Origin of the sequence: Phenylobacterium sp. (assembly GCF_036501465.1) — a bacterium.
Lineage (GTDB): Bacteria > Pseudomonadota > Alphaproteobacteria > Caulobacterales > Caulobacteraceae > Phenylobacterium.
In genome coordinates this window covers 1-14,263 of sequence record NZ_DASYAF010000110.1, presented here as the reverse complement: position 1 = coordinate 14,263, position 14,263 = coordinate 1, and the positions used below count along the sequence as shown (strand labels likewise).

General features: G+C 69.6%; 11 protein-coding genes. 6 read left to right on the top strand and 5 right to left on the bottom strand.

Going from position 1 to position 14,263, the window contains the following annotated elements; genetic code table 11:
* A partial coding sequence (putA, locus tag VGL85_RS12270; protein ID WP_331589229.1) for a bifunctional proline dehydrogenase/L-glutamate gamma-semialdehyde dehydrogenase PutA occupies positions 1–2,434 on the top strand: 2,434 nt, incomplete at its 5' end.
* On the opposite strand, the gene VGL85_RS12265 is transcribed toward putA, so the two are convergent.
* The gene (locus VGL85_RS12265; protein WP_331589228.1) at positions 2,424–3,071 is read right to left on the bottom strand and encodes a VOC family protein; all 648 of its coding nucleotides are present in this window, start codon (positions 3,069–3,071) and stop codon (positions 2,424–2,426) included. The genes putA and VGL85_RS12265 overlap by 11 nt on opposite strands.
* Positions 3,072–3,092: 21 nt before the next feature.
* Positions 3,093–3,548 carry a VOC family protein gene (locus tag VGL85_RS12260; protein ID WP_331589227.1) on the bottom strand — a complete coding sequence of 152 codons (456 nt, stop codon included), beginning with the start codon at positions 3,546–3,548 and terminating at the stop codon, positions 3,093–3,095.
* Positions 3,549–3,757: 209 nt separating this feature from the next.
* On the opposite strand from VGL85_RS12260, the gene VGL85_RS12255 reads away from it, so the two are divergent.
* From VGL85_RS12255 to VGL85_RS12245, 3 genes are all read left to right on the top strand, one after another.
* Positions 3,758–5,539, top strand: coding sequence for an SLC13 family permease (locus VGL85_RS12255; protein ID WP_331589226.1), 1,782 nt, complete (start codon positions 3,758–3,760; stop codon positions 5,537–5,539).
* 243 nt (positions 5,540–5,782) lie between these two features.
* Entirely contained in the window at positions 5,783–7,642 is a 1,860-nt protein-coding gene (locus VGL85_RS12250) for a ribonucleoside-diphosphate reductase subunit alpha (protein WP_331589225.1), read from the top strand.
* Between the two features lie 188 nt (positions 7,643–7,830).
* Positions 7,831–8,679 carry a lipid A-modifier LpxR family protein gene (locus tag VGL85_RS12245; protein ID WP_331589224.1) on the top strand — a complete coding sequence of 283 codons (849 nt, stop codon included), beginning with the start codon at positions 7,831–7,833 and terminating at the stop codon, positions 8,677–8,679.
* Here VGL85_RS12245 and VGL85_RS12240 read toward each other — a convergent pair.
* Entirely contained in the window at positions 8,676–9,329 is a 654-nt protein-coding gene (locus VGL85_RS12240) for a glutathione S-transferase family protein (protein ID WP_331589223.1), read from the bottom strand. The genes VGL85_RS12245 and VGL85_RS12240 overlap by 4 nt on opposite strands.
* A gap of 159 nt (positions 9,330–9,488) precedes the next feature.
* Here VGL85_RS12240 and VGL85_RS12235 point away from each other — a divergent pair, with 159 nt between their 5' ends.
* On the top strand, positions 9,489–10,538 hold the full coding sequence (locus tag VGL85_RS12235) for a ribonucleotide-diphosphate reductase subunit beta (protein ID WP_414695242.1): 1,050 nt from the start codon (positions 9,489–9,491) through the stop codon (positions 10,536–10,538).
* 599 nt (positions 10,539–11,137) lie between these two features.
* Here the strand turns inward: VGL85_RS12235 and VGL85_RS12230 are convergent.
* Complete coding sequence (locus VGL85_RS12230) at positions 11,138–11,437, bottom strand: GIY-YIG nuclease family protein (RefSeq protein WP_331589221.1); 300 nt, start codon at positions 11,435–11,437, stop codon at positions 11,138–11,140.
* A gap of 207 nt (positions 11,438–11,644) precedes the next feature.
* Between VGL85_RS12230 and VGL85_RS12225 the strand changes: the two genes are divergently transcribed.
* The gene (locus VGL85_RS12225) at positions 11,645–12,568 is read left to right on the top strand and encodes a TonB family protein (protein WP_331589220.1); all 924 of its coding nucleotides are present in this window, start codon (positions 11,645–11,647) and stop codon (positions 12,566–12,568) included.
* 4 nt (positions 12,569–12,572) lie between these two features.
* Here VGL85_RS12225 and VGL85_RS12220 read toward each other — a convergent pair.
* On the bottom strand, positions 12,573–14,263 hold a 1,691-nt coding region (locus VGL85_RS12220; RefSeq protein ID WP_331589219.1), incomplete at its 5' end, for a tetratricopeptide repeat protein.

The window sequence follows — 14,263 nt, the reverse complement described above, 5'->3', positions numbered from 1 at the left end:
CGGCAAGCACGCCGGCGGCCACGGTCCGGAGGCGGGCCACGGGGTTTCGGTGAAGCTCTCGGCGCTGTCGCCGCGCTATGAGGCGCGCGAGCCGGACCGCGTCTGGGGCGAGCTCTACCCGCGCACCAAGCGGCTGGCGGTCCTGGCGGCCGAGGCCAACATCAACCTGACGCTGGACGCCGAGGAGGCCGACCGCCTGGCGATCTCGCTGGAGATCCTGGAGCGGCTGGCGAGCGAGCCGGAACTGGGCTCCTGGACCGGGCTGGGCCTCGCCGTCCAGGCCTACCAGAAGCGCAGCCCGCAGGTCATCGAGGCGGTGGCCGGCATCGCCCGCGCCGCCGGTCGGCGGCTGATGGTGCGGCTGGTGAAGGGCGCCTATTGGGACTCAGAGATCAAGCGCGCCCAGGTGGCGGGCCTGCCGGGCTATCCGGTCTACACCACCAAGGCGGCGACCGACCTTTCCTACCTCGCCTGCGCGCGGGTGCTGCTGGGCGCGGCGCCGGCGCTCTACGGCCAGTTCGCGACCCACAACGCCCACACCCTGGCCGCCGTGCGGTTGATGGCCAAGCAGCTCGGCCTCAGCCCGGAGTTCCAGCGGCTGCACGGCATGGGCGAGGCGCTCTACGCCGGTGCCCAAGACCGCTACGGCGACTTCCCGTTGCGCGTCTACGCACCCGTCGGCAGCCACGAGGACCTGCTGCCCTATCTGGTCCGCCGGTTGCTGGAGAACGGGGCCAACACCTCCTTCGTCCATGCCCTGCTGGACGAGCGGACGCCGGTGGAGAAGGTGGTCTCCGACCCGATCGCCGCCGTCGAGGCCTCCGGCGGCGCCCCGCACCCGCGCATCCCCCTGCCGGTCGACCTCTACGGGCCAGGGCGGAAGAACACCACGGGCGCCGACCTTTCCATCGCCGCGACGCGCGACGCGCTGGCCGGGGTGATCGCCGCGCTGCCGGAGCTCACCGCCGGGTCGATCGTCGGCGGCAAGCCGGGCGCTGGCGCGCCGAGGCCGCGCGTCTCGCCGTCGGATGTGGCGCACACCCTAGGCCGGGCGAGCGACGCCACCGCCGCCGACGTCGACGCCGCCTACGGCCGGGCGGTGAAGGCCCAGCCCGCCTGGGACGCGCTCGGCGGCGAGGGCCGCGCGCCCATCCTGCGCGCCATGGCCGACGCGCTGGAGGACAACCGCGAGCGGCTGGTCGCCATCTGTGTCCGCGAGGCCGGCAAGACGTATGCGGACGGCGTGGCCGAGGTGCGCGAGGCGGCCGACTTCTGCCGCTACTACGCCCTGCTGGCCGAGCGGCAGTTCGCCCACCCCGAGACCCTGAAGGGGCCGGTGGGCGAGACCAACCAGCTTTCCCTGCACGGCCGCGGCGTCTTCGCGGCCATCAGCCCGTGGAACTTCCCGCTGGCGATCTTCACCGGCCAGATCGCCGCCGCGCTCGCCGCCGGCAACGCGGTGGCGGCCAAGCCCGCCGAGCAGACCCCGCTGATCGCCGCCGAGGCGGTGCGCCTCTATCACGCCGCGGGCCTTGACCCCGATCTCCTGCACCTGCTGCCGGGCGATGGCGGCACGGTGGGCCAGGCGCTCGTGAAGCATGCCTCCTGCGCCGGCGTGGCCTTCACCGGCGGCACGGAGACCGCCTGGGCGATCAACCGCACGCTCGCCGCGCGCAACGGCCCGATCGTGCCGTTCATCGCCGAGACCGGCGGCCTCAACGCCATGTTCGTGGACACCACGGCGCTGCGCGAACAGGTGATCGACGATGTCATCCTCTCGGCCTTCGGCTCGGCCGGGCAGCGCTGCTCGGCGCTCCGCATGCTGTTCGTCCCGCACGAGACCGCCGACGCCCTGATCGAGGGCCTAGCCGGCGCCATGGACGCCCTGGTGGTCGGAGATCCCGCCGATCCGCGTACGGACATTGGCCCGGTGATCGACGAGGAGGCCCGCGCGGCGCTGGTCAAACACCGCCAGCGCCTCGGCAAGGAAGCCAAGGTCCTGCACGAGCTGGCGTCACCGAAAGGCGGCCATTTCTTCGCACCCGTGCTGGCGGAGATTCCGTCGGCGGCCTTCCTGCAGAAGGAGGTGTTCGGACCGATCCTGCACCTGGTCCGCTACGACTCCAACGACCTGGCCTCGGCCGCGGCGCCGCTGGCGGCGGCGGGCTATGGGCTGACGCTCGGCGTGCATTCGCGCATCGAGGCCTTCGCCGAGCAGGTGCGCGCGGCGGTCCCGGCCGGCAACGCCTACGTCAACCGCTCGATGATCGGCGCGGTGGTGGGCGTCCAGCCGTTCGGCGGCGAGGGCCTCTCCGGCACCGGCCCCAAGGCCGGCGGCCCGCACGCCCTGCTGCGCTATGCGGTGGAACGCGCGGTCAGCGTCAACATCACCGCCCAGGGCGGCGACCCCGCGCTCCTCAACCTCAATCCCTGATCGCGCTGGCCTGCCCCGGGGCGTGGCGCATGAGCGCCAGGGGCCGATCCTCGTCGTCGCGGAACTCGGCCATCCAGTCCTCGGCGCCGTCCGGATGCCGATAGACCATGTGCGGCGCGTTGATGAACCGGACGCCGCGCGCCTCGAGCGCTCGATAGGCGGCGTGGATGTCGTCCACCCGGAAGTAGAGGATCGACTCGCCGGCCGGCTTGTCGACCTGCTGCAGGTAGAGCCGCGCTTCGCCCAACCGGAAAAAGGCCATGCCGGGGAAGGCGTAGAGCAGCTCCAGGCCCAGCGTCTCGCCGTACCAGGCCTTGGCGGCTTCGATATCGGCGACGGTGCGGGCGATCTGCACGACGGGTCCGAGATCCGGGTCGCCGGCCGCGCCCGGCGCGGAGGGTCGAAGCGGGCTGCCGTTCCACACGCCATCCCATCGGCGAAGTTCGACCCGGCTGGGCAGGCTGAGCTTGAGGAGGGCGTTGGCCACGTGGAACTTCACCGCATCCAGGCTGACGCCCTGGCGGCGGGCGATCTGCGGATTGCTCAGGCCGTGGCGGACCGCCTCGACGACCTGCCATTCGGCAGGGGTCAGGACGTCGGCGTGCGGCGGGCGACCGCGGGACCTTTGGGCGCTCATGTCAGGACTCCTATCGCAGGCTTATCGTCTTGCCACCTCACCCATCAGCGCCAGGGCGTTGCCGTCAGGGTCGGTGAACTCCAGGAGCTGGACATCGGTCTTGGCCAGGCGCTGCACGGTTTCGGGCGGCCCGACGAAGCGGACGCCGCGGTCAGCGAGCGGCTTGGCGCGCGCCAGGCCCGGATCGTCGAAGTAGAGCTCCACCGCGCCGGTCGGCGCCGGCGTGTCGCTCCGCTCCAGACGCAGACGAACCCCACCCGCGTCCAGGAAGGCGGCGCCTGGGACCCGGAACAGCAGCCTGACCCCCAGGACGCCCTGGTAGAACGCCACGGCGCGGTCGAGATCCTTGACCGGCAGGGTGATCTGCATCAGCCGGGCGTCGGCCAGCGGCCCGGGGGCTTCGCCCGCCAGGGCGGCGCCCGCGGACCAGGCGAGGATGGATAGGGTGAGGGCGGTGGCGAGTCTCGGGCGGGGCATGGGCGTCTCCGGGTTTCGAACCCAAGGCTAGGCTTTCGAAAGCCGAATTTCCCTACCCGACGCCCGATTGGGCGTGGCGGATCATGATCGGGCGGCCCGCGATCCGCGTCGTGGATGCAGGAAATCCCTACAGAGCCACTGGACAAGCGCAGCCATAGGCGGCGTGGTGCGTTCCTCTGCGACCGGAACCGTCGGGAGGGAGAGCAAGGGTGACACACCAGCAGGCGCTGGCGTTCGGACTGGTGGGCGTCACCATCTGCCTCTTCATCTGGGGCCGGTTCCGCTATGACCTGGTCTCGCTTGGCGCGCTCCTGGCCTCGGTGCTCATCGGCGTCACGCCGGCCAGGAAGGCCTTCGACGGCTTCGCCAACGAGGTGGTGGTGATCATCGCCTGCGCCCTGGTGGTGAGCGCGGGCTTCGCCCGTTCCGGGGTGGTGGAGGCGCTGCTGCGGCCGCTGGTCCCGCGGTTGAAGACGCCGGCCACCCAGGTCCCGGTGTTCGCCGCGGTGACCGCCATGCTGTCCATGGCCACCAAGAACGTGGGCGCGCTCGCCATCCTGATGCCGCTGGCCATGCAGACCGCGCGGCGGACCAAGACCTCGCCGTCCTACCTGCTGATGCCGATGTCGTTCGCGGCCCTGCTGGGCGGCCTGGTCACCCTGGTCGGCACCTCGCCGAACATCATCGTCAGCCAGGTGCGCCAGGACCTCTTCGGCAAGCCGTTCGGCATGTACGACTTCGCCCCCGTGGGCCTGGGGCTCGCGGCGCTGGGCGTTCTGTTCGTGTCGTTCGCCTACCGCCTGCTGCCGGCCGGCCGCTTGCCCAGCGAGACCATGGGCGAGGCCATGGCCGGCGCGCCCTACGTCACCGAGGTCGAGGTGCCGTCCGAGTGGCCGCTGGACAAGCGGCGCATCGCCGACCTTCACAAGCTGGGGCAGGGCGACGTCTCGGTGATGGCGCTGATCCGCGGCGGCCGCCGGCAGGCCTCGCCGCACGCCAACCGCAACGTCGAGCCGGGCGACCGCCTGCTGCTGGAGGGCAACCAGCACGCGCTGGACCAGCTGATCGCCCGCGCCAAGCTCAAGCTCACCCGCTCCGACCGGCCGGTGACCACCGAGGAGCCCAGCGACGAGGTCCGGGTGGTGGAGGCGGTGGTCGGGCCGGGCTCGGCGCTGATCGGCCAGAGCGCCCAGCGGCTCGACCTGCACGGCGAGCATGGCCTGAACCTCGTGGCGGTCAGCCGCAGCGGCTATCGGCTGCGCCAGACCCTGCGCAGCGTGCGGTTCCGCAGCGGCGACGTGGTCATCCTGCAGGGCGGCGAGCGCAACATGCCGGGCGCCTTCAAGGACCTGGGCCTGCTGCCCCTGGCCGAGCGCGAGGTGCGGCTGGGCGGCATCCGCCGGGTGCTGGCGCCGGTGGCCATCCTGGCGGCGGCGATGATCGCCATCGCCTTCCACCTGGCGCCGGTGGCGATCTGCTTCTTCGCCGCGGCCGTGGCCATGGTGGCGATCGGTGGCCTGCGCATGCGCGAGGCCTATGCCGCGCTCGACGGGCCGGTGCTGGTGCTGATCGGGGCGCTGATCCCGGTGGGCGAGGCGATCCACGCCACCGGTGGGGCCGACCTGGTGGCCGGCTGGCTGTCGCAGCTGCTGGGGCCCGCGCCGCCCCTGGTCTCGCTGGGGACCATCATGCTGCTGGCGATGATCAGCGCGCCGTTCATGCACAATGCGCCCACGGTGCTGGTGTTCGGCCCGATCGCCGCCGGCCTGGCGCAGCGGCTGCACTTCAATCCCGACGCCTTCCTGATGGCGGTGGCGGCCGGAGCGGCCAGCGACTTCCTCACCCCCATCGGCCACCAGTGCAACACCCTGGTGATGGCGCCGGGCGGCTACCGGTTCTCCGACTATCCGCGCCTCGGCGCGCCCTTGAGCGTGGCCGTCCTGATCGTCGGCAGCCTACTCATATCGGCGATCTGGGGATTGCGGCCCTAGTCATCACAGTCTCGTGAGTCGGGGTGCGACGATGACCGACAAGTCGTTGATCTGCCGAGAGGCGAGCCCATCTGTTAACCTCTGGTTTACGAAAAAACCTGGGCGCCGTCCGGCCGCCTCATTGACGAGTCATTAGGACGCGTGTCCCCATATGTGGGCTGTCTGGCGTGTCGCCATACAACATGTAGGGGCTTCCGAGCGGTTTGAGAGAACCTGTTCGGTGAGGGGCATGGGTCAGGGACGATGAGTGAAGCGGCGAAAGTTGGGATTGCCGAGGCTATTGAACGGGTTGTCGAGCACGCGGCGCGCCCGCAGCTGACGCTCGTCAAGAAGGTCGAGGTCGACCGGTCGCGCGACGCGCTGCTGACCGATTTCGGCAAGACCACGCTGGAAGACCGCTACCTGCTGGCCGGCGAGAGCTACCAGGACATGTTCGCCCGGGTCGCCACCGCCTATGCGGACGATGCCGACCATGCGCAACGGATTTACGACTACATCTCGCGGCTCTGGTTCATGCCCTCGACGCCGGTGCTGTCGAACGGCGGGGCCAACCGCGGCCTGCCGATCTCCTGCTTCCTGAACGCGGTGCCGGACAGCCTGGAAGGCATCCAGGGCGTCTGGAACGAGAACGTCCACCTGGCCTCCAACGGCGGTGGCATCGGCACCTACTGGGGCGGCGTCCGCTCGATCGGCGAGAAGGTGAAGGGCGCCGGCCAGACCAGCGGCATCATCCCCTTCATCCGGGTGATGGACAGCCTCACCCTGGCGATCAGCCAGGGCTCGCTGCGCCGCGGCTCGGCGGCGGTCTACCTCGACATCCACCATCCGGAGATCGAGGAGTTCCTGGAGATCCGCAAACCCTCCGGCGACTTCAACCGCAAGAGCCTGAACCTCCACCACGGCATCAACGTCACCGACGAGTTCATGGAAGCGGTGCGCGACGGCGCGATGTTCGGCCTGCGCTCGCCCAAGACCCGCGAGGTGATCCGCGAGGTCGACGCGCGCAGCCTGTGGCAGAAGATCCTCGAGATCCGCCTGCAGACCGGCGAGCCCTACCTGATCTTCTCCGACACCGTGAACCGCGCCATGCCGCAGCACCAGCGCGAGCTCGGCCTGTCGGTGCGCCAGTCGAACCTGTGCTCCGAGATCATGCTGCACACCGGCAAGGATCACCTGGGCAAGGAACGCACCGCCGTCTGCTGCCTGTCGTCGGTCAACGCCGAGACCTTCCTGGAATGGCGCGACCATCCGACCTTCATCGAGGATGTCATGCGCTTCCTCGACAATGTGCTGGAGGACTTCATCACCCGTGCGCCGCCGGAGATGGCCAACGCCGTCTACGCCGCCAAGCGCGAGCGCTCGGTGGGCCTGGGCCTGATGGGCTTCCACACCTTCCTGCAGCAGCAGAACGTGCCGTTCGAGAGCGCGCTGGCGAAGAGCTGGAACATGCGCCTGTTCAAGACGCTGCGTCGCCAATGCGACGCGGCCTCGCGCACGCTGGCCGCCGAGCGCGGCCCGTGCCCGGACGCCGAGGAGAAGGGCGTGATGGAGCGTTTCAGCCACAAGCTGGCGATCGCGCCGACCGCCTCGATCTCGATCATCTGCGGCGGCACCTCGGCCGGCATCGAGCCGATCCCGGCCAACATCTACAGCCACAAGACGCTTTCCGGCACCTTCGCGGTGAAGAGCCCCTACCTGGAGAAGCTGATCGCGGAGAAGGGCCAGGACACGCCGGAGACCTGGGACTCGATCCTCGCCAACGAGGGCTCGGTGCAGCACCTGGACTTCCTCAGCCAGGACGAGAAGGACGTCTACAAGACCGCCTTCGAGATCGACCAGCGCTGGGTGGTGGAACTGGCCGCCGACAGAACGCCGGACGTCTGCCAGTCGCAGTCGATCAACATCTTCCTGCCGGGCGACGTCGATAAGTGGGACCTGCACATGCTCCACTGGCAGGCCTGGGAGCGGGGCGTGAAGTCGCTCTACTACCTGCGGTCCAAGTCGGTGCAGCGGGCGGCGCATGCCGGCGGCGAGGCCCACGAAGTGGTCGACATGTCGGGCGCGGCCAAGACCGACTACGAGGAATGCCTCGCCTGCCAGTAGGCTGTCCGGCGGATTTCGGCACGCGAGTTGCAAGGCCAGAAACGACTCGCGAAAGCTTGGCCGTCCGCCTAGGCTTCCTCTCGGGGAACCGCAGGTCCGGTCGGGGCTTTCGCTAGGCAGGAATGGGCTTAGCGACAGGTCGCAGGCGGCAATACCTGCGGGCTGGGGAGAGAACCAAGATGCGGCCGATGGCTGTCTTGGCCACCGTCCTGGGCTGCGCGGCGGCGAGCGCCGCGAACGCGCAGGCGCTCAGTGCGACCACGCCCCCGCCGTCGGCCGGCGCCAGCCGGACGCTGGCCATCCTGAACAGCGCCGCCTTCGCGCCGAAAGGGCCGGCCGAGGCGGTCGATCCCACCAGCGCCCTCATCGACCACGAGCACGTCGATCCCGGCCAGGGCCTGGTGCGCTGGATGACCGGCGAGACCCAGATCTCCCAGCCGGGCGGCGGCGCGGTGGATTCGCTGCGGGTCAGCGTCGGCGGGGTGATCCGCACCCCGGGCGGCCTGATGCTCACGCCGGGCCGCGGCCAGTACGACTCCAAGGCCTATGAGGTGGCGCTGACGCGGGAGTGGCCGGCGGCGCTGGCCTACGACAACGAGACCATCGGCGTCGACGTGACGCCGCACGCGGGCCTGGGCATGACCAGCCTGGGCGGCTCGGCCGAAGCCGGCGCCACGGTGCGGCTGATGCAGAAGGACGCGGCGATCAAGGAGCGCCTCAACGCCATGGGCGTGAAGGACGGCGCGGCGTTCGGCGACAAGGGCCGCTGGTACCTGTTCGCCGCCGCCAGCGGCCGGGCGGTCGGCCTCAACATGCTGCACGGCGAAGGCGGCTGGGACCGGGCGGGCATGAGCACCGACCAGACCTCGACCCTGGTCGGCGACACCCAGGTCGGCGTCGGCTGGCGCAAGGGGCCGATGCAGACCTCGTTCGGCTACATCCACCGCGAGGTGAAGGGCCAGAACATGCTCTGGGGCGTCGATCCCGGCTCGGACAACATGGTGGCCTTCAGCTTCCAGATCCGGCCGCGGTTCTAGTCGTCCTCCCAGCCGTCGAAGAACGGGTAGCGCTCGTCCCAGAGGCGCGAAAGCCGCGGGTCGGCGTCGAGGCGGCGCACGGCCTCGCCCAGTCGCGGGGCCGCCGCATAGAAGCGCCGCCGGCGTGGGCGGAAGCGGCTGACCACGGCCACATAGGCGTCGAGCACGGTGGGGCCCTGGCCGAGGATCCACGGGCCGGCGGCGGCGAAGCCGGTGGTTTCGCGCTCCATGACCGCCCAGCAGTCGGTGATGCGCGCCTCGATCCGGCGGCTCACCTGGCTGTGCAGGCTGGCGTCGGGCACCAGGCGCGAGGGATCGTCCTTCAGCCAGAAGTGGGCGTAGACCTGGGTGGCCACGAAGCTCATCCAGCGCAGGAACTGGCCGCGCGCCGGATCGTCGATGGCGGGCGCCAGGCCGGCGTGCGGCAACAGCTCGGCCAGGCGGATCAGGATCGCCTCGCTCTCGGTCATCGCCTGACCATCGGGAAGGATCAGCCGCGGGACCTGGCGCATCTGCGGCAGCAGCCGCCCCAGCGTCTGGGCGTCGGGCACGTCGACCAGCTCATAGGCCTGGCCGGCCAGCACCAGCGCCGCCTCCACGGCCACCGCGCCGGTGCCCTGGCCGCCGTAGAGCACGAAGTTGCCGCTCATGCGTTGTCCCTGTCCTCGTCCCTGTCTGGCGCCCTTATCCCCAGGCGTATTCACAACATGTTGGGCGATCGCGCCCATTTGCCGCTAGATATTGTTAGGACCTCGGTTACCCTAATGGGCATCCGAACCGCAGCATCCTCGATTCCAGAGGCCACGTCCGTGTCCAGCATCGTCCGTTCCGACCTTCCCGGCCTGCTCACCCCTTCGGCGGCCTACAAGCCGTTCCGCTATCCCTGGGCCTACGACTTCTGGAAGCGCCAGCAGCAGGTCCACTGGATGCCGGAAGAGATCCCGCTGGGCGAGGACCTCAAGGACTGGGCGGTGAACCTCACCGACCGCGAGCGCAACCTGCTCACCCAGATCTTCCGCTTCTTCACCCAGTCCGACGTCGAGGTGAACGACAACTACATGGAACGCTACGGCCGCGTCTTCAAACCCACCGAGGTGAAGATGATGCTGGCCGCCTTCTCCAACATGGAGACCATCCACATCGCCGCCTACGCGCTCCTCCTGGAGACGATCGGCATGCCGGATTCGGAGTTCACGGCCTTCCTCGACTACCAGGCCATGCGCGACAAGCACGACTACATGCAGCAGTTCGGCGTCGGCTCGCACGCCGACATCGCCCGCACGCTGGCCATGTTCGGCGGCTTCACCGAGGGGCTGCAGCTGTTCGCCAGCTTCGCCATGCTGATGAACTTCCCGCGCCACAACAAGATGAAGGGCATGGGCCAGATCGTCAGCTGGAGCGTGCGCGACGAGAGCCTGCACTGCGAAGGCATCATCAAGCTGTTCCACGCCTTCAACGCCGAGACCAAGGCGGTGACGAAATCGGTGGCCGACGACATCGTCGACTGCTGCAAGACGGTGGTGGGCCTGGAGGACAAGTTCATCGACCTGGCCTTCGAGGCCGGCGAGGTGACCGGCATGACGCCGGACGACATCAAGGCCTACATCCGCTTCATCGCCGACTGGCGCCTGCGCCAGCTCAACCTGCCGCAGGTCTATGGGGTGAAGGAGAACCCGCTGCCCTGGCTGCAATCGATGCTCTCCGGGGTGGAGCACGCCAACTTCTTCGAGGCCCGGGCGACGGAGTACTCCAAGGCCGCCACCCGCGGCGACTGGCACGGGAGCGAGGGGGTCTGGGCGGCGTTCGAGCAGATGCAGGCCAAGCGGGAGGATGCGGGGAGCGGGGTGGCGGCGGAGTAGGGGTTTAGGGAGGGGGAATCCCGATAGATATTGGTCGGAGGGTCTCGAAGTAGCCGCAGACTGCGGTCTAGTGGACTTGACTATTCGCGCGGCCGAAGGTATCGCCAGAGGCGGCGTCTGCCGACGAGGGTGAGGCAGAGCCCGCACGCCTCTGGCGATACCTTCGGCCAGCACCTTTCAGAATTCACCTCAAAATTCAAAGAAATCGCCACGACGATTGTTGTGGGCATACTCACTTGCGGCATCTACGATCTCCTGAAGGAGTTTTCTGTCCTTGTCGGACACAAAATACCATAGCACATCCATTCAAATAGTTCGATGAATACGCAAGAGAATTTGCGCATTCCTGCCCTTAATCTCACGGTTGATGCGAGCCTGCCGGCCTCGGCAAGTCCGCCGACACGCGCGCACGCCCTCTCCACCGCTTCGCGGTCCCCCTCCGCCCGCCTTCCCCGCGAAAGCGGGGACCCAGGCTTTTTTCCGTTTGGGGCCTCTCCCGCGATCACGGGGCCTGGGTTGATTTCCTGAACCAAAAAACCTGGGTCCCCGCTTTCGCGGGGAAGACGGAATAGGGTGAGGCTTGGATAGGACTTAGGGCTTCACCTGATTTCGTGTTCCAGGGTGTCATAGAGATCCTTCCAGCCAGGGTTCGTGCGCTCGATCAGTTCCAGCTTCCAGAGCCGGTTCCATTTCTTCATGGCGCGCTCGCGGGCCTTGGCGGCGTCGCGGGTTTCGAAGGTCTCGACGTGGACGAGGCGGGTGACGCCATAGCGCTCGGTGAAGGCGCCGGGGCGGATGTGGTCGCGGTGTTCCCAGAGGCGACGGGTCAGGGTGTCGGTCTGGCCGATGTAGAGGGTCCCGTTCCGCCGGCTGGCGAGGATGTAGACATAGAAGGACACTCTTGCCTCCCGGACAAAAACGCCTGAGTCCCCGCTTTCGCGGGGAAAGCAGGTCTATATGTTCACTTTATGTTTCCAGCCGCAAGGAGCCGGAGGGCCTGGCGCCTGGGCTGAGGCGACTGGCCGCGCAGGCGGTTGGCGACAGGGGGCGACAGGGGGCCCGGGTGGCGTGCTAGCTTTCGGCGACGTCGTCGAAGAGAGGGCCCCATGCGCCGCAACCTGTTTCTGGCCGCCTGCATCGTGGCGGCGGGGGTCGCCGCGGGCGGCGTGGTGGGGGTCGGGCGGCCGCGGGCGCAGCCGGCGCCGCTGGACCCGACGCGCCGCGCCCTGCCGGTGGAGGGCGTCATCACCAACCCGGACTGGGCGCGCAAGCCCACCGGGAACGACATCGCCAACTACTATCCGCACCTGGCCACGGTGATCGGCATCGAGGGGCAGGCGATCATCCGTTGCTCGGTCACCGCCGAGGGCGGCCTGGCGGGCTGCACGGTGACCGCCGAGTCGCCCAAGGGGATGCGGTTCGGCGAGGCGACCCTGCGGCTCGCCAACCTGTTCCGGATGAAGCCGATGACCGTGGACGGCAACCCGGTGAGCGGCGGGATGATCAACATCCCGGTGCGCTTCGCCCTGCCGCACGCCACGCCGCCGCAGCCCGAGGTCACGCTCGACGCCGTTACGCCGTCGCCCAAGGCGATGGCGCTGGCCCGCCGCGTGGCCACGGTCACGGCCCGCAACTACGTGACCGGCTGGAAGGCCAACATGGACCAGCTGCGCACCTCCGAGGCGCCGTTGACGCCCGAGGAGACCGCGGCGCTGGACGGTTTCGACCAGTCCCTGGCCAACCAGGCCCCGCAGATCGTCGACCAGTACGCCGCGATCTATGGACGGATCTACAGCGAGGCGGAGCTGGCGGGCATCGCGGGTTTCCTGGAAAGCCCGGCGGGACTGGCCTGGATCAGCCGCGGGAAGAGCCTGACGCCGGCCTATCAGGCGGTGGCCTTCAAGGTCCAGCAGACCGCTTCGGCCGATGCGCGGACGCTGCTGTGCCAGCAGACCACCTGCCCCGCGCCGCGAACGGTGGTGCGGCCGGCCGAAACCGCAGCCAGGCCGCAGCTACCGGTGGCCAAGTAGCGGCTCAGAGCCCGGGCGGCGGCTTCAGGCCGAAGCGCGCGAAGCGGGCCTCGAGCGCCGGGTCGAGGGCGCGGGCGGCGGCGAGGTCGGCCTTGAGCTCGGCGGACGGCGCGCCCTTGGCCGCCCTGGCCAGGGCGCGGCCGTAGATCGAGGCCGCCTGCCTGGGGGCCTGGGCCAGGGCCGCGGCATAGTCGGCGATCGCCTTGTCGTACTGCTTCATCCGCAGCTCCACGAACCCGCGGCTGTCGAGGGTGTGGGCGGCCGTCGGGACCAGCAGCAGGGACGCGTCGCAGTCGGCGAGCGCCAGGGGCAGGTTCTGGCCGAGCTCGCCGCGCACCCAGCACCGTTCGTTGAGCAGGCTGGCGCGGCGGGTGGCGGCCGCGGCGGTGGCCGGGGTGGCGGCCAGCAGGATGTCGAGGTCCTTCAGCGCGTCGGCGTAACGGTCGGCCTTGTCGTTCACCTGGAAGCGCCGGGTCACCAGGGCCCTGTTGCCGGGCGCGAGGCCGATCGCCTGGTCGAGGTCGGCCACCGCGCGGCGGCTGTCGCCCTTCTGGATCATCAGCTCGGCGCGCGCGGCGTAGGCCAGGCCGTCCTTGGGATTGAGGCGGATGGCCTCGTCGAAGTCGGCCAGGGCGCCGGCGTCGTCGCGCTTGGAATAGCGGGCGACACCGCGATTGTAGATGTGCTTGCCATCGGTGGGGGCCAGGCGCGCGGCGGCGGTGAAGTCCTCGATGGCATGGTCGTAGTCGCGGCGCGCCAGGTAGGACATGCCGCGGCTCGAGAAACCGGCCGCGTCGGTGGGCTTGACGGCGAGCGCCCCGTCGTCGGCCGGCAGGGGCTCGGTGGAAGGCCCGCCCAGGCCGCGCACGAAGACGTCGCGCGAGGCCAGCTCGCGCAGCCTGGCGCTGGCGGCGTCGGCCTCGGCGAAGGGGAATTCCGGGGCCATGGTCTTCATCTCGGCGGTCATGGTCACCACGCCGCCCTCCAGCTTGGAGGCCCGCTGGTAGTGGCGGCCGGCGACGGTCTCGTCCACGTCGCCCGGGCCCATCAGCCGGAAGCCCGCGCCCTTGGAGGGCAGGACGATGGTCACCGTCCAGCGGTTGAACTCCGGATAGGGCACGCGGATGGGGGCGTCGGCGTTCGGCCCGGGTTCGCGCTTGAAGGACTGGTTGAAGCCCAGGCTGCTGTCGCCGATGTCGTAGTCGCGGACGTCCTGGTTGTGGTCCCAGTCGAGCTTGCCCTCGCCGTCGGCGGCGAGCCGCATCACACCCTTGGCGTCGTCGTAGGCGAAGCTGACGGTGCGCGGCTCCATCCAGGGCCTCTGGCCGCGCCAGAACTCCTTCAGGCGGCGCTGGGCGTCGGCCTCGCCCAGGGCGTTGAGGGCCAGCCGCCAGGTGGTCGCCGCGTCGCCCCGGTAGGTCTCCTCCAGGTGCGCCTTGGCCGGCGCGTCATAGCCGGCGGTGGCGTCGATCCGCTCGACGCTCTCGTACAGCGGCGTGGACAGCGGCTTGGGCTCGACCTTCTCGAGCTTCGCGCCGGCGGCCTGCACCGGCAGGACCCAGTGGAAGGTCGGGACCGCGATGTCGTCCAGGTCGCGGTCGTCGAGGCGGGTGCCGTCCAGCCAGTAGACCTTGCCCGCGATGGTGGCGCGGACGAACACATGGTCGAAGGTCAGCATCGGCAGCCGTAGCGGCA